The 19,682-nt window shown below is 70.3% G+C and carries 20 protein-coding genes; 15 read left to right on the forward strand and 5 right to left on the reverse strand.

Annotation, left to right across the window (positions count from 1 at the left end):
* Window positions 1-36: 36 nt before the first annotated feature.
* The gene (locus CQ047_RS15755) at window positions 37-654 is read right to left on the reverse strand and encodes a hypothetical protein (protein WP_105676757.1); all 618 of its coding nucleotides are present in this window, start codon (window positions 652-654) and stop codon (window positions 37-39) included.
* Entirely contained in the window at window positions 648-1,121 is a 474-nt protein-coding gene (locus CQ047_RS15760; RefSeq protein ID WP_146114362.1) for a hypothetical protein, read from the reverse strand. Before CQ047_RS15760 ends, CQ047_RS15755 begins: the two co-directional genes overlap by 7 nt.
* Before the next feature lie 655 nt (window positions 1,122-1,776).
* On the opposite strand from CQ047_RS15760, the gene CQ047_RS15765 reads away from it, so the two are divergent.
* The 11 genes from CQ047_RS15765 to CQ047_RS15815 all read left to right on the forward strand — a co-directional run bounded on the left by CQ047_RS15765 (window position 1,777) and on the right by CQ047_RS15815 (window position 13,950).
* Complete coding sequence (locus CQ047_RS15765; protein ID WP_258132715.1) at window positions 1,777-2,994, forward strand: CaiB/BaiF CoA-transferase family protein; 1,218 nt, start codon at window positions 1,777-1,779, stop codon at window positions 2,992-2,994.
* Window positions 2,994-3,845, forward strand: coding sequence for a CoA ester lyase (locus tag CQ047_RS15770; RefSeq protein WP_105676762.1), 852 nt, complete (start codon window positions 2,994-2,996; stop codon window positions 3,843-3,845). Before CQ047_RS15765 ends, CQ047_RS15770 begins: the two co-directional genes overlap by 1 nt.
* Before the next feature lie 259 nt (window positions 3,846-4,104).
* Complete coding sequence (locus CQ047_RS15775) at window positions 4,105-5,127, forward strand: LacI family DNA-binding transcriptional regulator (protein WP_219844634.1); 1,023 nt, start codon at window positions 4,105-4,107, stop codon at window positions 5,125-5,127.
* The gene (locus CQ047_RS15780) at window positions 5,124-6,065 is read left to right on the forward strand and encodes a carbohydrate ABC transporter permease (RefSeq protein WP_105676765.1); all 942 of its coding nucleotides are present in this window, start codon (window positions 5,124-5,126) and stop codon (window positions 6,063-6,065) included. The genes CQ047_RS15775 and CQ047_RS15780 overlap by 4 nt, the downstream gene beginning before the upstream one ends.
* Window positions 6,062-6,970, forward strand: a complete 909-nt coding sequence (locus tag CQ047_RS15785; protein ID WP_223585508.1) for a carbohydrate ABC transporter permease — start codon at window positions 6,062-6,064, stop codon at window positions 6,968-6,970. Before CQ047_RS15780 ends, CQ047_RS15785 begins: the two co-directional genes overlap by 4 nt.
* 50 nt (window positions 6,971-7,020) lie before the next feature.
* Window positions 7,021-8,316 carry an ABC transporter substrate-binding protein gene (locus tag CQ047_RS15790; RefSeq protein WP_105676766.1) on the forward strand — a complete coding sequence of 432 codons (1,296 nt, stop codon included), beginning with the start codon at window positions 7,021-7,023 and terminating at the stop codon, window positions 8,314-8,316.
* A 53-nt stretch (window positions 8,317-8,369) separates the two neighbouring features.
* Window positions 8,370-9,518 carry an ADP-ribosylglycohydrolase family protein gene (locus tag CQ047_RS15795; RefSeq protein WP_105676767.1) on the forward strand — a complete coding sequence of 383 codons (1,149 nt, stop codon included), beginning with the start codon at window positions 8,370-8,372 and terminating at the stop codon, window positions 9,516-9,518.
* Entirely contained in the window at window positions 9,515-10,861 is a 1,347-nt protein-coding gene (locus CQ047_RS15800) for an ADP-ribosylglycohydrolase family protein (protein WP_258132716.1), read from the forward strand. Before CQ047_RS15795 ends, CQ047_RS15800 begins: the two co-directional genes overlap by 4 nt.
* A gap of 26 nt (window positions 10,862-10,887) precedes the next feature.
* Window positions 10,888-11,883, forward strand: a complete 996-nt coding sequence (locus CQ047_RS15805; RefSeq protein ID WP_105676770.1) for an ADP-ribosylglycohydrolase family protein — start codon at window positions 10,888-10,890, stop codon at window positions 11,881-11,883.
* Window positions 11,880-12,875: an ADP-ribosylglycohydrolase family protein gene (locus CQ047_RS15810; protein WP_105676771.1), complete on the forward strand. Its 996-nt coding sequence runs from the start codon at window positions 11,880-11,882 to the stop codon at window positions 12,873-12,875. Before CQ047_RS15805 ends, CQ047_RS15810 begins: the two co-directional genes overlap by 4 nt.
* Window positions 12,876-12,906: 31 nt before the next feature.
* A complete protein-coding gene (locus tag CQ047_RS15815; RefSeq protein ID WP_105676796.1) occupies window positions 12,907-13,950 on the forward strand; it encodes a ribokinase in 1,044 nt (347 codons plus the stop codon).
* Window positions 13,951-14,201: 251 nt separating this feature from the next.
* Here CQ047_RS15815 and CQ047_RS15820 read toward each other — a convergent pair whose 3' ends face one another.
* Window positions 14,202-14,906, reverse strand: coding sequence for a hypothetical protein (locus tag CQ047_RS15820; protein ID WP_105676798.1), 705 nt, complete (start codon window positions 14,904-14,906; stop codon window positions 14,202-14,204).
* 223 nt (window positions 14,907-15,129) lie between these two features.
* Here CQ047_RS15820 and rpsF point away from each other — a divergent pair, with 223 nt between their 5' ends.
* The 4 genes from rpsF to rplI are packed head-to-tail and all read left to right on the forward strand — an operon-like array spanning window position 15,130 to window position 16,788.
* On the forward strand, window positions 15,130-15,498 hold the full coding sequence (gene rpsF / locus CQ047_RS15825; RefSeq protein WP_105676772.1) for a 30S ribosomal protein S6: 369 nt from the start codon (window positions 15,130-15,132) through the stop codon (window positions 15,496-15,498).
* Between the two features lie 5 nt (window positions 15,499-15,503).
* The gene (locus CQ047_RS15830) at window positions 15,504-16,019 is read left to right on the forward strand and encodes a single-stranded DNA-binding protein (RefSeq protein ID WP_105676774.1); all 516 of its coding nucleotides are present in this window, start codon (window positions 15,504-15,506) and stop codon (window positions 16,017-16,019) included.
* A gap of 50 nt (window positions 16,020-16,069) precedes the next feature.
* On the forward strand, window positions 16,070-16,324 hold the full coding sequence (rpsR, locus tag CQ047_RS15835) for a 30S ribosomal protein S18 (protein WP_045257356.1): 255 nt from the start codon (window positions 16,070-16,072) through the stop codon (window positions 16,322-16,324).
* A gap of 11 nt (window positions 16,325-16,335) precedes the next feature.
* A complete protein-coding gene (gene rplI / locus CQ047_RS15840; RefSeq protein ID WP_105676775.1) occupies window positions 16,336-16,788 on the forward strand; it encodes a 50S ribosomal protein L9 in 453 nt (150 codons plus the stop codon).
* 283 nt (window positions 16,789-17,071) lie between these two features.
* Here rplI and CQ047_RS15845 read toward each other — a convergent pair whose 3' ends face one another.
* Both CQ047_RS15845 and CQ047_RS15850 read right to left on the reverse strand, forming a co-directional pair.
* Complete coding sequence (locus CQ047_RS15845) at window positions 17,072-18,385, reverse strand: chaplin family protein (RefSeq protein ID WP_105676776.1); 1,314 nt, start codon at window positions 18,383-18,385, stop codon at window positions 17,072-17,074.
* A 113-nt stretch (window positions 18,386-18,498) separates the two neighbouring features.
* Window positions 18,499-19,521, reverse strand: coding sequence for a hypothetical protein (locus CQ047_RS15850; protein ID WP_105676777.1), 1,023 nt, complete (start codon window positions 19,519-19,521; stop codon window positions 18,499-18,501).
* Between the last annotated feature and the right edge of the window lie 161 nt (window positions 19,522-19,682).

Raw genomic sequence — 19,682 nt, forward strand, 5'->3', positions numbered from 1 at the left:
GCGCGGACGGGCGGGGCCGGATTCCGCGTCGACCGGTCAGGAGCTGCGCAGTGAAGGCTGCACTGCAGGTGCTCCCTCGAGTGCGTTCCCGTGCTCTCTGGCCTTCCTGTCTCGTGACGTGTACGCGAGAGACAGTCCAGCCACCGCAAGCCAGCATGCCGTCCACAACCCCTGTCCGGGGACGCCGTCGGCGCTGCCCCATTGGACCCAGGAGAACCCGGAATCTGCGATCGGGCACGCGAGGAGGACCGCAGCGATCGCTATCGCTCCCATCGGATTCAGCGGGACGACGCGTGCCACCACGAGCACGACAACGAGTGCGGCGAGGATGTACCACCACCCCAGGAGGGCCGTCATGTCGTACGACGACATCGCCTCAGAGCAGACCGCGTTCATGTTCTTCCCGGAGGCGCCGGCGCAAGGGGCCCAATACGACGAGGAATCCCATGTCACCCAGAGGGCGAACCCGATGAGGACGGCAGCGCACACCACGCGAACCGGTCCTTGGATACGTTGACGCAGCCCCATGTTCGACATGCTAGACCTGCCTGCTTCCATTGAGTAGTGATATCCATCCGCACCGAAGGTGGTGGCGGAGCCGAGCTTCTGCCAGAGCCCTGTGCGGGCCCCGGCAGAAGCGGCGAAGATCAGCACGGACGCAGCATCGTGACGTTCGCGCCGAGGTTGTTCACCTTGTACCAGACGCCGGTCGTGCCTGTGTTCCTGTAGGACGTCGGAGTTCCCAGGCCGGCGCCGACCTTCATGGCGAGACAGGACTTGGGGCCGACGTAGACGGCATCCCAGTCGTAGAAGCGGCCAGAGGAGTCCTTGAAGATGTTCGAGTTCTTGTACGAATCCAAGGTGGCGGTCACACCGGTCACGGTTCCCACGTTCGTGGTGCCCGAGAAGTTCGTACCGATCCGGATGCTCACCCCTGACGTGTTGTAGAAGATGCCACAGAGCACGCCGACCTGGTTGGCCGTGCAACGGTTGTCCGTCGCTTCTGCAGGGGCCGAGCCGAGCGCTGCGATCGTGCAGGCCACGAGCACGGCGCACACTGCGGTGAGGAGCTTCTTGACCGGTCCTCGTTGAACCCACGTGGTCGTTGTTGCATCAGACATTCCCATTCCTCCTTCTGCGCACCTCGGTGGTGCGTAGGACGAGGCAACAGCAGGGCACTTCGGTGCACCAGCGCACAGAATGCCTTGACAGGGGGCGCTCGACGCGGCATGCACATCGATCTCGAACGATGCTGTGTCGGCCCAGAATCGGCTTCGTCGAACGGACACACGGCCAGTTCACCTTGGCCACAAGTCCCTAGTGAACGGGGTGTCGTTGCGCTAACTTTTCGGGACCGCGTCAGGGGGCTGGGGCGGCTGGGGGCGACATGAGCGCAATTGATCAGGCAGTATTCGGCGTCGCGCGGCAGGTGTTCCGCGCACGCATTCTGCGTGGCTTCTCGCAAGAGCGTGTTGCATATGAGGCCGAGATCGCCGTGCACACATACCGTCGACTCGAAACGGGTGCGGGGGGCTCGTCGCTCGATTCTCTGATCCGCACAATGGTCGTGCTCGAAATGGACCGCCTCGACTTTCCTTGTGCAGATGTCCCACCAGAAGTCCCGAGAAGCAGGAACGCCGACGAGCTGACTGCGGGATGTCGGCACTGTCGGTTCTCGAAGTCATCGATGACCGCATAGTCTGCCGCGGGCGGGAACGCCACTGTCGGATGCGGCGAGGGGTCGAGGCGGACCGGGCCTGTGGCTATCATGTCTCGGTGCCGGACCAGGAAGATCTGAGAACTGTTCCACCGCCGCCGCTGCAGGGGGTGCGCGTCCTCGACGTGTCCACGCTGTTCGCGGGGCCGCTGGCGGCGACCTTCCTCGGTGACTTCGGCGCCGACGTGATCAAGGTCGAGCATCCGACGAGGCCGGACGCCTCACGCGGCCACGGGCCGCAGAAGGACGGCGTCAACCTCTGGTGGAAGACGCTCGGGCGCAACAAGCGGACGGTCACGATCGACCTGAGCACGGATGCCGGAGCCGACGTGCTCCTGCGCCTGATCGCCGACGCCGACGTGATGATCGAGAACTTCCGGCCGGGGACGCTGGAGCGCTGGGGGCTCTCGCCCGAGCGTCTGCACGAGGCGAACCCGCGCCTGGTCCTGGCGAGGGTCACGGCCTTCGGCCAGTTCGGCCCGTACTCCTCGCGGCCGGGGTTCGGGAGTCTGGCCGAGGCGATGAGCGGGTTCGCCGCCCTCACCGGAGATCCGGACGGGCCTCCCACGCTGCCGCCGTTCGGCCTCGCCGACGGCATCGCGGCCCTGGCGACGTCGTACGCGGTCATGGCCGCGCTGCGCGGCGCCGAGCGCGACGGGCGGGGGCAGGTTGTCGACATGGCGATCATCGAGCCGATCCTGATGCTGCTCGGCGGGCAGATCACGGCGTGGGACCAGCTCGGCCTCGTGCAGCCCCGCACGGGAAACCGATCGGTGAACAACGCGCCCCGCAACGTGTACCGCTCGCGCGACGACGTCTGGCTCGCGGTGTCGACCAGCTCGCAGTCGATCGCGGAGAGGGTGATGCGGATCGTCGGGCGCGCGGAGCTCATCGACGAGGACTGGTTCGCCTCAGGCCACGAGCGCGCACGGCATGCCGACGAGCTCGACGACGCGGTGCAGTCGTGGATCGGCGCGCACGACGCCGCCGAGGTGGTCGCGGCGTTCGAGGCGGCATCGGCCGCCGTCGCCCCGGTCTACGACGTCAGGGGAGTCGTCGACGATCCGCAGTACCGGGCGCTGGGGACGGTCGTGAGAGTGCCGGACGAGGAGCTCGGCGACATCGCGATGCAGAACGTGCTGTTCCGGATGTCGCGCACGCCCGGGTCGATCCGGTGGGCGGGCCGTCCGCACGGCGCCGACACCGACGAGGTGCTGGGCGAGGCCGGCTTCTCGGATGCCGACATCACGGCGCTGCGCGAGGCGGGTGCGGTGTGATGGACCTCTACCGGACGGGTCTTTACGTGCCGGGGGACCGCCCCGACCGCTTCGGCTCGGCGGAGTCCAGCGGCGCCGACCTCGTCGTCTTCGACCTCGAAGACGCTGTCGCGCCGGATCGCAAGGCTCTGGCTCGGGACGCGGTCGTCGACCATCTCGGTGGGCGGAAGACGAATGCCGGTGGCGTGCACGGCAGCAGGCCTGCGGCCGGTGCGCTCCGCGGTGATCCCGGAACGTCCATTGCTATCCAGGTGCGTGTGAATCCGCACGACGACGCCGATCTGCGTGCTGTTGCCGAGCTGCCGCGGCACGTCGGCATCCGTCTGCCCAAGGTCGAGAGTGTCGCCGAACTCGATCGCGCGGTCGCGCTCGCCCCCGGTCGTCCGGTGATCGCACTGCTGGAGTCGGCGCGAGGCGTGGTGAACGCGGCGGCTCTCGCCGAGCATCCCGCCGTCACCGCGCTGGCGCTCGGCGAGAGCGACCTGCGCAGCGAGGTCGGCGGAGAGCAGCCGGTGCTCGATCACGCCAGACTCACGGTGCTGTTCGCGGCACGTGCCGCAGGGCTGCCCGCTCCCATGGGCTCCGTCTATCCGGCGATCCGCGACCACGAGGGCTTGCGCGCCGACACCCTGCGGCTCGCGACCCTGGGTCTGTACGGGCGGATGGCGGTGCATCCGACCCAGTTGTCCGTGATCGGCGAGGTGTTCGCCCCGAGTGTTGCTGATGTCGCCTGGGCGGAGGAAGTGCTGGCCGCGCTCGCCACCGGTGGCGTGGCAACGCTGGCTTCGGGGGAGATGGTCGACCCCGCGATGCGCGTACGAGCGGAACGCATCCTGCACCTCCCGCGCTGAGGCCAGGCGGGGGTAGCGCGGCCTCCGCGCCCGCGTCGAGTGCACGTGATGTCGTCGAGTGCACGGCTTGCCGACGTCAGGATGCCGTTCACTCGTCGAGTGCACGTGATGTCGACGTCGGGTCACGCCCATGCCCCGCCGACGAACCCCTTGACACCGGCATCCGACACCCCTAGATTCCCTGGAGCCCGACCAGCGCCGATTTGGAAACGTTTCCACATCGGGATGCTGGAAACGTTTCCACTCGAAGAGGAGCATCATGGGGACGAAGCCGACTCTGCACGAGGTCGCCGCCGCGGCCGGCGTCTCGCTGGCCTCGGCGTCGCGCGCTCTCACCGGCCGCTCGGCGAGCCCCGAGATGGTCCGCAAGGTCCGCACGGCGGCGAAGCGCATCGGCTACCTGCCCGACGCCACCGCGCGATCGCTGCGCCTCGGCGGTCACCGTCAGGTCGTGTTCGCGGTGGACGACATCGGCAACCCGAACTACGTGCAGATGCTGCGGGCGATCGAGGCCGAGCTGGGGGAGACCACCCGCATCAGCGTCTCGTCCACCGGCCGGCGCCCTGATCAGACCGTCGAGCTCGTCCGGATGCTGAGCATGGGAGCGGGCGACGGACTCATCATCTCGCCGCTGCGCGTGACCCCGGCGCTGCGCCAGGCGATCGCCGACACGGTCGTGCCGGTCGTCGTGATCGGCACCCTGCACTCCGACCTCGGCATCGACAACGTCTTCGTCGACTCCTCGGTCGCCGTCGGCATGGTCGTCGACCACCTCGTCGAGATCGGCCGCACGCACATCGCCGTCATCAACGGGCCGGGCAACACGAACCCCGGTGCGGCCCGTCGCGCGGGCTTCACCGCCGCCGTCGAGCGGCACGCGCTCCACCGCGCCGACGCGCTGCAGATCACCGCCGCCGACTTCACGGTGGGGGCGGGCGTCGAGGCGGCTGAGCGGCTGCTCGCGGCGACGCTCGACGACGGCATCCCCGTCGACGCGATCGTGTGCGCGAACGACCTCATCGCGATCGGCGCCATCAGCGCCGCCCGGCGCCGCGGGCTGCGCGTCCCCGAGGATCTCGCCGTCACCGGCATCGACGACACCGAGCTCGCCGCCCTCTACAGCCCTCCGCTCACCTCCGTGTCGCTGCAGTCCGAGCGTCGAGGGAGGATCGCGGCGCGGATGCTCAGCGAGAGGTTCGCCGATCCCTCCCGCCCGCCGCGGCGGGAGACCGTCGAGGCGACGCTCGTCATCAGGGCGTCGACGATCGGAGAAGCAGCATGAGCGTCGACTCCGGCATCCGGCGGCCCGCCGCCTCGCCCGCTCCGCGCACAGGCGGACTGGCCCGCTCGCGGCGCAACGAGGCGATCGGCCTGGTCATCCCCACGCTGATCCCGATCCTCGCCCTCAGCGTCGTCCCGCTCGTCATCGGCGTCGCGACGGCCTTCACCGACTCGCGTCTCGCCCGCAACCACGAGACGCAGTTCATCGGCTTCGAGAACTTCATCAAGCTCGGGTCCGACACGCAGTTCTGGCAGTCGTTCGGCATCGGCATGATCTGGGCCGTGACGGTGACCGCGCTGCAGCTGATCGGCGGGCTGTGCCTCGCGCTGCTGCTGAACACCGACCTGCGCTTCCGCGGCATCACCCGCGTGCTGGCGCTGATCCCGTGGGCCATGCCGCCCGTGGTGGTGGCGGTGATGTGGCAGATGATCTACTCGCCGACCAACGGTCCGCTGAACTGGCTCATCGAGTCGCTCGGAGGGCCCGCGAACATCAACTGGCTCGGCGACTTCGGCCTCGCCCTCCCCGCCGTGATCCTCGTGGGAGTCTGGGTCGGGATGCCGCAGAACACGGTCGTGCTGCTCGCCGGTCTGCAGCAGGTGCCGAGCGAGTTGCTCGAGGCCGCGGCGGTGGACGGCGCCGGCACCTGGCGGCGGTTCGTCAACGTCACGCTCCCCGCTCTGCGCCCCGTGATCTTCTCGATCGCCAGCCTGAGCTTCATCTGGAACTTCAACTCCTTCGGCATCGTCTACGTGATGACCGAGGGCGGCCCCGGCGGCCGAACAATGCTGCCGATGCTGTTCACCTACCTCGAGGCGTTCAAGACCCGCAACACCGGTGGGGCCGCGGCGATGGGCGACGTGATCGTCCTCTTCCTCATCGTGATCCTGGTGATCGCCCTGTGGCGCCAGTTCCGTCCTGAGAGGAGCGCACGATGAGCGACACGACCGCGACCAGGAGCATGGTCACCCAGAACGCGACGAAGACGCAGCGTCGTCGCGCCGACCGGCGCGCGAAGAAGCCGCTCGTGCGGATCCTGCAGTACCTCGCGCTCGCCGGATTCCTCGTCTTCCTCGGCTTCCCGCTGCTGTGGCTGATCTCGACCGCGTTCAAGTCCTCGGCGGAGATCAACTCCCTCGCCGTGAACCTGTTCCCGCTGCAGCCGACGATCGACAACTTCATGGTGGCGCTCGAACGCCAGGGGCTCGTCCGTGCGGCGGGCAACAGCCTCCTGGTGGCGGTCGCGACGACGATCATCGTGACCCTGCTTTCGATACCCGGCGCCTACGTGATGGCCAGGTACCAGGGCAAGCTCCGCTCGATCGGCGTCGGATACATCCTGGTGAGCCAGATCTTCCCGGTCATCCTCATCGTCATCCCGCTGTTCTTCATCCTGCGGTCGGTCGGCCTGGTCGACTCGCTGCTCGGTCTCGTCGCGGTGTACTCCGTCTACACGCTGCCCTTCTCGCTGTGGATGCTGCAGGGCTACGTGGCGGCGATCCCCTACGACGTCGAGGAGGCTGCCGCGATCGACGGCGCCAACAAGCTCCGCACCCTCCAGCGGGTCGTCTTCCCGCTGCTCATGCCGGGGCTCGTCGCGACGGCGATGTTCAGCTTCGTGTCGGCGTACAACGAGTTCTTCTTCGCGCTGGTGCTCCTGCAGTCGCCCGAGAACTACACGCTGCCGATCGCGCTGTCCACGTTCGTCGGCGGTGAGGGCAAGGTCGCGGTCGGACCCCTCGCCGCCGGCGCCCTGCTCTCCAGCATCCCCAGCATCGTGTTCTTCACCCTGCTCCAGAAGCGCCTGGCCACCGGTCTGCTGTCCGGCGCGGTCAAGGGCTAGAACCCGCAGTCTCCACGCAGTTCCCGAACACACAGAGAAAGAGGTATGAAGTGAAGAAGCTTCATCGCGCATCCATCGCGCTCGCCGCAGCGGCCGTCACGGCCCTGACCCTGGCGTCGTGCTCCCAGGGCGGAGGGGAGACGCCCGACGACTCCGGCGACGGCAAGCCGGTCTCGATCACGTTCCAGTCGTTCTCCGACCAGCCCGCCGCGATCCAGGCGACGAAGGAGATCGTCGACGCCTGGAACGAGGACAACCCCGACATCCAGGTCGAGATCGTGCAGGCCCCGACCGACAGCCTCGACGACAAGCTGACCACGCAGTTCGCCGGCGGCGTCGCCCCCGACATCATCCACTACGAGGTCCTCGGCATCGTGCCCTTCGCCCGAGACGGCTACGTCGCCGACCTGAGCGATCTGCTGAGCAAGAAGACCATCGACGACATCGACCCCGGCGTGCTGGAGTCGGTCACGGTCGACGACCAGATCATCGGCGCCCCCACGGAGCTGCAGACCTACGTCGTGTTCGCCAACAAGAAGCTGCTCGAGGCGGCGGGCGTCGAGATCCCGACCGGCGACTCGATGTCGTGGGACGAGCTGGCCGACATCGCCGCGGCCACCACGTCGGGCGACGTGCACGGCATCACGTGGGGTCTGAAGAGCCCGACGGCCGCGTTCATGAGCCTCGGCATGGGCTTCGGCTCGGAGTACTTCACCGGCAAGGGGGAGGACATGAAGGTCGCCGTCAAGGACGCCGACCTCGAGGTCCCGAACCGCGTGCGCGACATGATCGAGGCCGGCTCCGTCGACCCGATCGGCGTCACCCAGTCGGGCTCCGACGTGCTCGCGACGTTCTACGCCGGCAAGGCGGCGATGACCGTGCAGGGGTCGTACCAGGTCGCCAACATCGCCACGGATGCTCCGGCCGACATGGACTGGATCGTGCTGCCCCCGCTCGCCGGGTCCGAGGGGGCCGTCCAGGCGGCCAACCCGCAGACGCTCTCGATCAACATCGACTCGCCGCACCAGAAGCAGGCAGCGAAGTTCCTCGACTACTTCATGGAGACCGACAACCTCGTGAAGATGAACGTCGCCGACGGACTCATCCCGACCACGGTGTCGGCGCGCGAGGCGCTCGCGACGCAGACGGCCGATCAGAACGGCTGGCCCGAGATCGTGAAGTCCGCGGAGGGTCTGCAGGGGCCGGTGTTCCTGCAGGCGAACGGCTTCGTCCGCTGGAAGGACACGGTCGCGACCCCCGCGTTCCAGAAGTTCCTCGGCGGCGAGATCGACGACAAGGGCCTGGCGTCCGAGCTCGACGCCGGCTGGGCACAGGTCAACGGTTGACGACGAGCGGGGCGGATGCCGGGCATCCGCCCCGCTCCTATGAGAGGAATGGCATGAGCTGGATTCAGGAACGCACGGCGGCGGTTCTCGCAGGGTCGGCGATCGGAGACGCGCTGGGAGGAGCAGCCGAGGGCTTCAGCCCCGAGAAGATCAAGGAGCGCTACGGAGGGCGGATCGACGGGATCGTCCCGCCGTACCACCTGGACTGGCAGACCGCCCGGCCGGTGAGCCCGTACCACAAGGGCGACGGGCACATCACGGACGACACCCTCATGACGCAGGCGCTGATCCGCGTGTACGCGGAGCGCCGCGACCACATCGACGCGTTCGCCGTGGCGGAGCTGCTGGTGCCGCTGCTGCAGACCGAGATCCGCTGGATCCCCGAGCTGGAGCGGGAGTCGATCCTGCTGCAGCGCATCTTCCTCGCCGAGAAGTGGCTCGTCACCCGTCTGCAGTACGGCCACGTGGATCCGCGCGAGGCCGGCGTCGGCAACGTCGTCAACTGCGGGGCCGCGATGTACATGGCTCCGGTCGGCGTCGTCAACGCCGGCAACCCGCGGGCCGCGTACGCCGAGGCGATCGACATCGCCGGCGCCCACCAGTCCAGCTACGGCCGCGAGGCCGCGGGGGTCTTCGCGGCGGCGGTCGCGGCATCCGTCGCGGTGGGAGCGACCGTCGAGTCGGTGATCGACGCCGCACTCGACGTGGCGCACGACGGCACGGCGGCGGCGATCCGCGCCGTGGTGGATGCTGCGCGCTCCCTCTCCGCCGGCGCCACGGATGACGAGATCGGCGCCGCGCTCCGCGACGCGATCCGCCCCTTCGACACGGTGGGCGACGCGTACCGTGAACCGCTCATGGACGCCAGAGTGCCCTCCCGCACGAAGTCGATCGAGGAGCTTCCCGTCGCCCTGGGCTTCCTCGTCGCCTACGACGGGGACTTCCTCCCCACGGTGCTCGGGGCGGTCAACTACGGTCGCGACTCCGACTCGATCGCCTCGATGGCGGGGAGCGTCGCGGCCGGCATCGGAGGGAACGCCGTCATCCCGGCCGACATGCTCGACACGATCGCGACGGCCAGCCGGGTCGACTTCGACGAGTACGCGACGCTGCTGTCGGACGTCGCGGTGGAGATCATGGAGAGGGACGTCGCTCGCGCCGAGGCCGACGTCCGCCGCGTCGCGGCACTGCGGGCGGCATGATGCGCCTGACCTGGGCTCAGCCCGAAGACCTCGTGCCGCACGAGCTGGTGCAGGCGCGCGCCGAGGGCTCGGCGATCGACGCGATCGCCGAGCGCTGGCGTGCGGCGGGCGGCGCGCTCGACCCGGTCAGGGGAGGAGCGACCCCCGACGCAGCATCCGATGAGCTGCGCGCGCTCGCCCGCGAGCTGCTCGTGGAGCTCGACGCCCTCGTGGCGCCGGAGCCGAGCGCCTGGCCGGAGCTGCGTGCGCAGCTCGACGGCATCCCCGCGCCCATCCCGGCGCCCGACGCCGCCGTGCTGCTCGACAGGATCCACGGCGCGTGGGCGGGCAGATCGGCGGGGTGCCTGTGGGGCAAGCCCGTCGAGAAGATCCCGCGCCAGGGCATCGAGGAGATCCTGCGCTCCACCGGGCGGTGGCCCCTCGTCGACTACTTCACCGCACAGGGCCTGCCGGACGAGGTCGCGGCCCGCTGGCCGTGGAACCGCCGCTCCGCCGTCAACTCCCTGGTCGAGAACATCGACGGGATGCCGGAGGACGACGACCTCAACTACCCGCTCCTCAACCTCCGGGTTCTGGAGACCGCCGGCCGGGGGTTCACGACAGACGACACCGCGCAGGCGTGGCTGGCCGACCTCCCCGCCGGACGCACCTTCACCGCCGAGCGGATCGCGTACCGCAACCTGCTCGACGGCTACCGCCCCGACGAGGCCGCGCGCGTGCGCAACCCGTTCCGCGAGTGGATCGGCGCGCTCATCCGCACCGACGTGTACGGCTGGATCAACCCCGGCGACCTCGCCGAGGCGGCGCGCATGGCCTGGACCGACGCCCGGGTCAGCCACACGCGCAACGGTCTGTGGGGAGCGATGTGGGCGGCGGCGCTCACGTCGGCATCCCTCGTCGCCTCCTCGGTCGACGAGGTCCTCGACCTGGCGGCGACCGTCGTGCCTGCAGGCTCCGAGCTCGCCGGGGCCATCGCGCACGGTGCCGACCTCGGGCGGTCGGAGCTCGACGACGCCGCCGCGATCGACGCCCTGCACGCCGCCTACGGACACCTGCACTGGGTGCACACGATCAACAACGCCGCCACGATCGCCTTCGCCCTCGCCCGCAGCGGCGGCGACATCGCACGGGGCGTGCCGCTCGCGGTCGTCACCGGATGGGACACCGACTCGGCGGGGGCCACCGTCGGATCGGTCCTTGGCGGTCTCGCCGGATCCGCCCGCCTTCCGGGCCGCCTCATCGATCCCCTCCGCAACCGCATCGCGACGAGCCTCCCCGGGCTCGACGGGGTCGCGATCGACGACCTCGCCCGCCGCACCGCAGCGCTGATCCCCGCGCGCTGAGCACCCCCCAAGAGACAAGGACAGTCATGACCCCTCCCACGCCCACCCTGCAGGACCGCGCGCGCGGTTCGCTCGCCGGGCTCGCCATCGGCGATGCGATCGGGCGACCGGTCGAAGGCTTCTCCGCTGCGGAGATCCAGGCCGCCCACGGACGTGTGACCGGCTACCTCGACCCGGAGCCCGCCGGCAGCGACGACACCGAGTACGCCCTCCTCACGGCCAAGACCATCCAGCGCGTGGGCGTCACGGCGACAGCCGACGACTTCGCGCAGACCTGGATCGACGACGTGCTCCCGCAGGCCGACGACTTCAAGGGCGGCGGGTTCAGCGAGATGGCGGCGATCGACAACCTGCGCCGCGGCATCCGTCCTCCGCTCAGCGGCGACACCATGCACGGCTGGAGCGACGGCCTCGCGATGCGGGTCAGCCCGCTCGGCATCGTCGCCGACGGGGATGCCGCGCTCGCGCAGCGCCTCGCCGAAGCGGACGGCGCCGTGAGCCACACCACCGAGGGCATCTGGGCGGGAGTGGTCGTCGCCGTCGCCGTGACCACCGCGCTCACGGGGGCCGACGCGGCCGCCTGCTACGAGGCCGGCCTCGCCGCGATCCCCGCCGACAGCTGGACGGCCCGCAACCTCCGCGACGCGCGTGACCTCGTGAACTCCGGTCTCGACGACGACGCGCTGGCCCTCGCCCTCCACGACCGCCTCGCCGTGGTCGACTACTTCTGGGCCGACCTCGCCCCGGAGGCCGTCGGCCTGGCGATGGCGTCGGTCCTGCACACCAGGGGGCGCGCAGCCGACAGCATCCTCTTCGCGGTCAACATGGGCCGCGACGCCGACACGACCGCGGCCATCGCCGGCTGCATCGGCGGGGCGATCTCCGGGATCGGCGATCTGCCCGACGAGTGGGTGGCGGGGCTCCGCCCTGTCGCCGGTTCGTGCATCCGCTCGATGGCGGGGATCCATCCGCTGGATGCCGCCGACACCCTGACCCGCATCGTCGAGGAGGCGCGCGCATGACCACTCCCCTGATCGACCTGTTCACCCGGGGCATCGTCGCCGGGGAGTCGGCGTCCTCCATGAACGCGGACTTCCGCGTCTACGCCCTTCCCCCCAAGCGCGTGAACCGCGTGCGGATCCTGGCGAAGCTCGGCGACGAGGACCGCACCACCACCGTGCCCCGGCCCTTCACCCACGCCGCCCCTCCGACCACCCTGCACCCCGGCGCGGGTGAGAACATCGAGTGGTTCGCGTTCTCCGCTCGTCAGCACGCCAGGGGTCTCGGCCTCACCGAGTGGCGGCATCTCGCCGAGATCGAGGAGGACCCCGCCTCCGGGTTCCGCGCTCGCATCGGCACGAAGCTCGCGCTGCAGAACCTCCGCCACGGAGCCGTTCCTCCGCAGTCCGGGCACGACAACGCGCACTACTTCGACGACATCGCCACCGTGCGCGCGCTCGCCGCGGTCGCCGTGCACCGCGGGAACGGTGCGGTCGACGCGGCGGAGGCGGATGCCGCCATCACGCACTCGCTCGACGGCGTCTGGTGCGCCCGCGCCTCCGCCGTCCTGTTCGAGTCGCTGCTCGACGGGGCCACGGCAGCGGATGCCGTCGCCCTCGCGGTCGACGAGCTGCCCGCGGACACCTGGAGCCGGCGCATGGCCGAGACGTCGCTGCGCGTCGCGGGGGAGGCGAACGGTCCCCTCGATCGGGCGCGACGCCTGAGCACCGGGGTCGGCGACTGGGTCTACAGCTACCCGATCGCAGCGCCCGAGACCTTCGGCTTCCTGCTCGCCCACGTCGCGACCGCGACCGACGCCGACGATCTCCTGCTCGGCGCGCTCGCACAGCCGCGCAACGCCGCATCGCTACCCGCACTGGCGGGAGCGGCGGCGGCCGTGCTGTTCGGCGAGGAGTGGATCCCCGCGGGGCTCGATGCCGACGGCATCCGGCTCACGGGTCTGGGGATCCCCGCCCTGGCGGGGCTCACCGTCGCGGAGGCCATCGCGCGATGACCCTGTGCTCGGGAGGATCGGGGGCGCCGACGTGGGAGTGATCGTGCTCGGCAGCGCCAACCACGACACCTCGGTGTCGATGCCGCGGATCCCCGCCCCTGGGGAGACGATCCTCGCCACCGGGGCGGCGAGCGGCCCCGGCGGCAAGGGGCTGAACCAGGCGGTCGCCGCCGCCCGCTCTGGAGCGTCGACCACGTTCGTCGGAGCCGTGGGCGACGACGAGGCCGGTGAGCGTCTCCGCGGAGTGCTCATCGACGAGGGGGTGCGCGCGGGACTCGGCGTCTCCGAGCGACCAACGGGCACGGCGTTCGTCATGGTGGCCGACGACGGCGAGAACGCGATCGTGGTCGTCGCCGGGGCCAACGGCGACGGCGCTGCGATCACCGGAGAGGCGGCATCCGCTCTCGCGTCGGCGGGCTCGGGCGACCTCGTCCTCGCGCAGCTGGAGGTGCCGCTCGACGCCGTGCTGTCGGCGTTCCGCTCGGCGAAGGAGCGCGGGGCGACGACCGTTCTCAACGCCGCGCCCAGCAGGCCGCTCTCAGAAGATCAGCTGGCGCTCGTGGATGTGCTGATCGTGAACCAGCACGAGTGCCTCGATCTCGCGGGCGCGCCGGTCGGCGGGGCCGCGGATGCCGCGGGGGCGCCGGTCGTAGGGGTGACTGATGACGCGGGGGCGCCGGTCGAGGGGGCCGCGGTCGAGGGGGTCGCGGATCACGCGGTCGCCGATGCTGCGCCGGTCGAGGGGGTCGCGGATGACGCGGTCGCCGATGCCGCGCGCTTCCTCGCCGCACGCGTCGGGACCGTCGTCGTGACGCTCGGAGCGGCTGGCGCGCTCGTCCTCTCCGCAGGCGAGGAGACGCGGATCCCCGCGTTCCCGGTCACCGCCGTCGACACGACCGCCGCGGGCGACACGTTCTGCGGGGCGCTCGCCTCCCGCCTCGCGGCAGGAGACGCCCTCGCAGCGGCTGTGCCGTTCGCCTCGGCCGCCGCGGCCCTGTGCGTGCAGCGACCGGGGGCCGCGGCATCCGCTCCCCGCCTCGACGAGATCACGGAACTGCTCGCGACCCGCGCCTGATGCGCCCGGCGCGGCGTTCACAACTCCTCAAGAATCGCGCGATTCCTGCTCGCTCGGGCCCGGATCGGCCCGGACGACCCCGTTCTTGAGGAGTTGTGAACCGACGGTGCCGCCGCACGCGGCCCCGGACGATACTGCCGTCGCACGCGGCCCGAGACGCCGCCGCCGTCGCCCCAGGCCCGAGCCGCACCCGGCCCGAGACGCACGAAGGGCCGGAGCGTGCGCCCCGGCCCTTCGCTGTCGGCATCCGCTCAGAGCGGCGCGACGATGTCCTGCTTCACGTCCCACTCGGTGACGACGGTGACCGACTCGATCGACTGGCCGCTGACGTCGGCGGTGCCGGTGGTCGCCAGCGGGGCGAAGTCCTTCGTGAGCTCCAGCACGATCGACGAGGCGACGCCCTGCGTCTCGATCGTCCCGGAGACGAGGAACACCTTCTGACCCAGGCGCTCGCCCGTGCCCGTGACGGTGAAGTCGCCCGCGAGGAGCGTGGCGATGGCGGTGGGGCTCGATGCGGCGGCGGCCGTCGCGCCCATGCTGAGTCCGGCGATGATCGGGTCGCTGGACGTGGAGTCCGCGACCTGCCAGGCGCCGGTCGCCGACTTCACCCAGGCGTCGGAGCCGATCACGATGACCGAACCCATCGGCGTGGTCGACTCGAGCGCCTTTTCCGAGGGGTTGTACCTGCCGGTGGTCTCCATGCCCATGACCGTCGAGGTGGCGGCGTACCCCGCGATGGACGAGGTGGCGTCGGCGATGCAGCCGCCGAGCGCGGCGCCGTCGATCTTCGCGCCCTCCGTGAGCTCGGGGCAGCCGGTCGTCGGCGCCTCAGCCTCCTGCGAGGCGCTCGCAGACGGCTTCGCGTCGGCGGGCTTGTCCGTGGCCCCTGCGGAGCATCCGGTGAGCATGACGGCGGCGGCGAGAACCACGCCGACCCCCCACTTGTTGACGCGCATGGCGTCCCCCCTCTGGTCGCGGCCGGTGGCGTTCACCGGCACGCATCCAGCATGCCAAGTCGCCCGGAAGGGCTGTGGACGCGACTCCGAGCCGCATCAGGTAGACTGTGCAGGTTGTCTGCCCTCAGGCATCCATTCGGATGCACGGGCGGTCGACGTGCTACACACCCTCCTGCTTCCGGGAAAGTCCCGGAAGCCGTTCTAGTCCGAAGGAGGTGGGTAAGTGACGCACCAGTACGAACTCATGGTCATTCTGACCCCCGAGATCGATGAGCGCACGGTCGCCCCGACGCTCGACAAGTTCCTGAAGGTCATCACCAACGATGGTGGCTCGATTGAAAAGGTCGACATCTGGGGCAAGCGCCGTCTCGCTTACGAGATCCAGAAGAAGAACGAAGGCATCTACGCCGTCGTCAACTTCACCGCTACCAGCGAGGCCACGCAGGAGCTCGACCGTCAGCTCAAGCTGAACGAGTCGATCATGCGCACCAAGGTGCTGCGTGCCGAGGAAGCTCAGGCGATGATCGCTTCCGAGGCGAAGCTCACCGAGGAGAAGGCTGCTCGCAAGGCGGCCAAGGCTGCGAAGGCCTAAGTCTCATGGCCGGCGAAACAGTCATCACCGTGGTGGGCAACCTCACGGCCGACCCCGAGCTGCGGTACACGCAGAACGGACTGCCGGTGGCGAACTTCACCATCGCATCGACGCCTCGGAACTTCGACCGCGCCGCGAACGAGTGGAAGGACGGCGAAGCGCTGTTCCTCCGCGCGTCCGTGTGGCGTGAGTTCGCCGAGCACGTGGCGGGTTCTCTGACCAAGGGCATGCGGGTCATCGCGACCGGCCGTCTGCGTCAGCGCTCCTACCAGGACCGCGAGGGCAACCAGCGCACCGCGATCGAGCTGGAGGTCGACGAGATCGGCCCCTCGCTCCGTTACGCGACTGCTCAGGTCACCCGTGCGGCGTCGAACGGCGGCGGCCAGGGTGGCGGTCAGGGTGGCGGGCAGTCCCGCCCCGCGCAGCAGGTGTCGGAGGAGCCGTGGTCCACGCCCGGCTCGTCGACCAGCGCAGATGCGTGGAGCACCCCGGGCAGCTTCGGCGACGACACCCCGTTCTGATCAAGGATCTCCGGATGCTTCGGCATCCGTCTCATAACTAAGGAAAAACTATGGCTGGAAAGTCGAGCGGCGACCGCCGCAAGCCGCGGAAGGGTGGCAAGCCCACCGCTCCCGCGAAGTCGATCCGGGTCGGCGTCATTGACTACAAGGACGTCGCCACGCTTCGCAAGTTCATCTCGGAGCGTGGAAAGATCCGCGCCCGTCGTATCACCGGTGTCTCCGTGCAGGAGCAGCGTCTGATCGCTCGCGCGATCAAGAACGCTCGCGAGATGGCTCTCCTGCCCTACGCCGGCGCTGGCCGCTAAGGGGTACGGATATGGCAAAGCTGATTCTCACGAACGAGGTCGCCGGGCTCGGAAGCGCCGGTGACGTGGTCGAGGTCAAGAACGGGTACGCCCGCAACTACCTCATCCCCCAGGGCTTCGCTACGGCGTGGACCCGCGGTGGCGAAAAGCAGGTCGCTTCGATCCAGGCTGCTCGTCAGGCTCGCGCGATCCACGACCGCGACGAGGCCGTGGCCCTGAAGAACTCCCTCGAGGGCACCAAGGTCCGTCTCGCCGTCAAGGCGGGCGCCGAGGGTCGCCTCTTCGGTTCGGTCAAGACCGCCGATGTCGCAGACGCTGTCGCGGCTGCCGGTCTCGGTTCGATCGACAAGCGCAAGGTGCACATCACGTCGACCATCAAGTCGACCGGTGAGCACGAGGCCACGGTTCGTCTGCACGACGACGTGACCGCTGTCATCACGCTGCAGGTCGTCGCCGCCAAGTAAGGCGCGACGTCTGTCGAACGCCCCCTGTCCTCCGGGACAGGGGGCGTTCTGCGTACCAGGGAAGCCGCACGACGGCGGCTGACGGATGCCGTCGGCATCCGTCCTGAGGGCATGGCGGATGCCCCGTGGTGAGGGCCACGGGGCATCCGCTGTATCGCGTGGGGCGCCGCAGACTGCGGGCGAGTGAGGGGTTCCTCTCCCGAAGGCTCTCGTCGGCGCACCCACGCTCCCGACGCGAGCGGCATCTCCTCCCCCGAGGATGACCGCTCCGCCGGGGGTATGGTCACGCCGTCGCGAGACGACGGCGTGAGAGTCCAGCGCCGAGGAGGAGCAGGAGAGCGGCGACCGCGGCGAGCCCGAGCGCTGGGGACCCTCCGGTGGTGGCGAGCGCGTCAGCGCCCGTCGCGGTCGCGGCGGCTCCGTGCCCGCTCGTCGCGGGGCTCGTGGCCGGAGTGGTGCCGGGGTTGGTGCCCGGGTTCGTTCCGGGGTTGGTGCCGGGGTTCGTCCCGGGGTTCGTTCCCGGGTTGGTGCCCGGGTTCGTTCCGGGGGTCGTGCCCGGGGTGGTCACCGTGCTCTCGCCGATCACGGCGATGGCGTTGCCGCCGATCGTGATCGGGAGACTGATCGGCAGCAGCGCGAGCTGTGTCCCGCCGAGGATCGACCCCGCTCCGGTGGTCAGAACCCCGCCGAGGGCCGGTGAGGTGGCGGGTGCGGGAGCGCCGGGGGTCCCGGTGACTCGGCTGGTGCCGAGGGCCGAGATGGCGTTGCCGAGCACCGACACGGGTGCGGTCACGGGGGCGACGACCTGGGTGCCGCCGGCGATCGACTCGCTGCCTGAGGTGCCGGCAGCGACGGCGGGTGCGGATGCCGCCGGCGCGGACGCCGGTGCGCCCGTGACCGAGCTCGTGCCGAGCACGGACACCGCGTTGCCGAGCACCGACACGGGAGCGGTGACGGGTGCCACTGCCTGTGTGCCGCTGCCGAGCCCGTCGGAGCCGTCGGTGAATGCCGTGGCCGGTGCTGCGGGGGCCGGCGCCGGTGCTGCGGCGGAGGGACCCGTGACGCCGCTGGTGCCGAGCACCGAGATGGCGTTGCCCGACACGGTGATCGGGGCGTTGACCTGGAGCAGCGCCTGCGTGCCCGAGAGCACGCCGTCGTCGCCACTGGTCTGGACGGACGGCACCCCGGCCGTCGGCGGGGCCTGGGGAGCCCCTGTCTGGGGAACTGCGGCCGGGGTGCTGGTCGAGGACGTGCCGAGAACGCTGACGGCGTTGTTCTGCACGGTGACAGGGAGGTTCACGGTGACCACTGCCTGGCTGCCTGAGGCTGCGCCGGATGCGCCGCTCGTCTCCGCCGCAGGGGCGGGGGCTGGCGCAGGGGCCGCAGGGGCGGGTGCCTGGGTGGAGGAGGAACCGAGGAGGGAGATCGCGTTGCCCGCGACCGTGATCGGGGCCGAGATCGGCGCGACCACCTGGGTGCCGGAGAGGATGCCGTCGTCTCCGTCTGTCTCGGCCGCATTGGCGACCGAGGCGCCGAGCAGGGTGATCCCGCCGGCGATCAGCGTGCCCCAGAGGGCGCGCTTCATGAATGTGCGCATGATTGAGCTCCTGACTGAGCTGGGTGTCGAAAGATGGGATGCGCGCGGGATTTGGGGTGCGCGCGCAGCACGTCATCTGCCGTCCTCACCGGGGAGGGCGGCTCGACACGGCGTCAGTCAGGGGAGACGTCGGTGTCGGCGACCGGAGACGCCGGCAGAGCGTCGTCGGGTGCGCCGGAATCCTGCTCCACAGCACGGAGCAGGGGGATGCCGTCGTCGCTGATGCGAGCGGCGGCAGCCGCTGAGCCTCCGCCGGAGCCGGCGGAGGAAGACGGGGAGACCGGCGCGCCGGGCGGCGCGGATGCCGGGTCGTTCGACGGAGACGGGGCGCCGTTCTGCGGGCCTGCGGGGGCGCCGGCCGACGACGGGTCGCCAGGGATGCCGCGGAGGCCTCCGCGGTCCTGTGCGGACGCGGGGGCGATGCCGGTCGCCGTGGCGAGGGCGGCGTCGACGGATGCCGCGGACTCACCGGGCTGGGCGAACGAGCCGGAGTCCGTGCCGCCGGGGGTTCCCGGGGTGCCGGGTTCGCCGGGGACCACGGGGGTCTGCGGCTCGAGAGCCTCGAGGACCGGCGGGATCGTCCCCTCGACGATCCCGCCGACGAGTCCGGTCGTGTCGTCGACGACACCCGCGACGTCATCCACGACCTGGGGCACGCCGAGGTCGTCGACCAGGTCGCCGACGATCGGAAGGCCGGTCACGGCATCCACGATCGGCTTCGTGATCGTGGAGACCGGAGCGCCCGTGAGAACGCCGGTGACGGGGGCGACGACCGCCTGTGCGGTATCGGTGACCGTTTTGACGACCGGTGCGGCGGCGGGGCCGACGACCGGGACCTGAGCGACGGTCTGCGTCACGGTGCTGACCACCGCGGGGACCGCCTGCTGCACGGGGGCGACGACGGCGGTGACGACGGGGGCCACGACCTGCGTGACGACGGGAGCGACCGGGGCGGTCACGGTGCTCACCGTGTTGCTGACGAGTCCGGTGAGTCCGTCGAGCGGACCCCCGTCCTGCTCGTCGGCGTGGGCTGCGCTGCCACCGGTGAGGATCGTGAGGGCGGCCCATGCGAGCACACCGAATCCAGCCCAGATGACGCCGGCTGGTATGCCGCGTCGGGTGGCCCGAGCGTCCACGTTCCACCTCCCCCTCTGAAGGCAAACGCACCGTCGACGCGGTTGCGTCGATGCGCTGACGATACACCCGCTCCGCCCACGTGTCCACCGGCATTCCGGTGCACTGCCGGGGTCCGGCATCCTGCGACGCGCCCGAACCGCGGTCTGGCTTGACTTTCCCC

The sequence above is a fragment of the Microbacterium sp. MYb72 genome (genome assembly GCF_002979415.1).
Taxonomy (GTDB): domain Bacteria; phylum Actinomycetota; class Actinomycetes; order Actinomycetales; family Microbacteriaceae; genus Microbacterium; species Microbacterium natoriense.

Coding starts and splice junctions, on each gene's coding strand:
- CQ047_RS15780 (WP_105676765.1), top strand. CDS start 5,124: ATGAGCGTCGACTCCGGCATCCGGCGGCCCGCCGCCTCGCCCGCTCCG.
- CQ047_RS15785 (WP_223585508.1), top strand. CDS start 6,062: ATGAGCGACACGACCGCGACCAGGAGCATGGTCACCCAGAACGCGACG.
- CQ047_RS15810 (WP_105676771.1), top strand. CDS start 11,880: ATGACCACTCCCCTGATCGACCTGTTCACCCGGGGCATCGTCGCCGGG.
- CQ047_RS15830 (WP_105676774.1), top strand. CDS start 15,504: ATGGCCGGCGAAACAGTCATCACCGTGGTGGGCAACCTCACGGCCGAC.
- CQ047_RS15770 (WP_105676762.1), top strand. CDS start 2,994: ATGGACCTCTACCGGACGGGTCTTTACGTGCCGGGGGACCGCCCCGAC.
- CQ047_RS15760 (WP_146114362.1), bottom strand. CDS start 1,121: ATGTCTGATGCAACAACGACCACGTGGGTTCAACGAGGACCGGTCAAG.
- rplI (WP_105676775.1), top strand. CDS start 16,336: ATGGCAAAGCTGATTCTCACGAACGAGGTCGCCGGGCTCGGAAGCGCC.
- CQ047_RS15820 (WP_105676798.1), bottom strand. CDS start 14,906: ATGCGCGTCAACAAGTGGGGGGTCGGCGTGGTTCTCGCCGCCGCCGTC.
- CQ047_RS15805 (WP_105676770.1), top strand. CDS start 10,888: ATGACCCCTCCCACGCCCACCCTGCAGGACCGCGCGCGCGGTTCGCTC.
- CQ047_RS15775 (WP_219844634.1), top strand. CDS start 4,105: ATGGGGACGAAGCCGACTCTGCACGAGGTCGCCGCCGCGGCCGGCGTC.
- CQ047_RS15800 (WP_258132716.1), top strand. CDS start 9,515: ATGATGCGCCTGACCTGGGCTCAGCCCGAAGACCTCGTGCCGCACGAG.
- CQ047_RS15845 (WP_105676776.1), bottom strand. CDS start 18,385: ATGCGCACATTCATGAAGCGCGCCCTCTGGGGCACGCTGATCGCCGGC.
- CQ047_RS15795 (WP_105676767.1), top strand. CDS start 8,370: ATGAGCTGGATTCAGGAACGCACGGCGGCGGTTCTCGCAGGGTCGGCG.
- rpsR (WP_045257356.1), top strand. CDS start 16,070: ATGGCTGGAAAGTCGAGCGGCGACCGCCGCAAGCCGCGGAAGGGTGGC.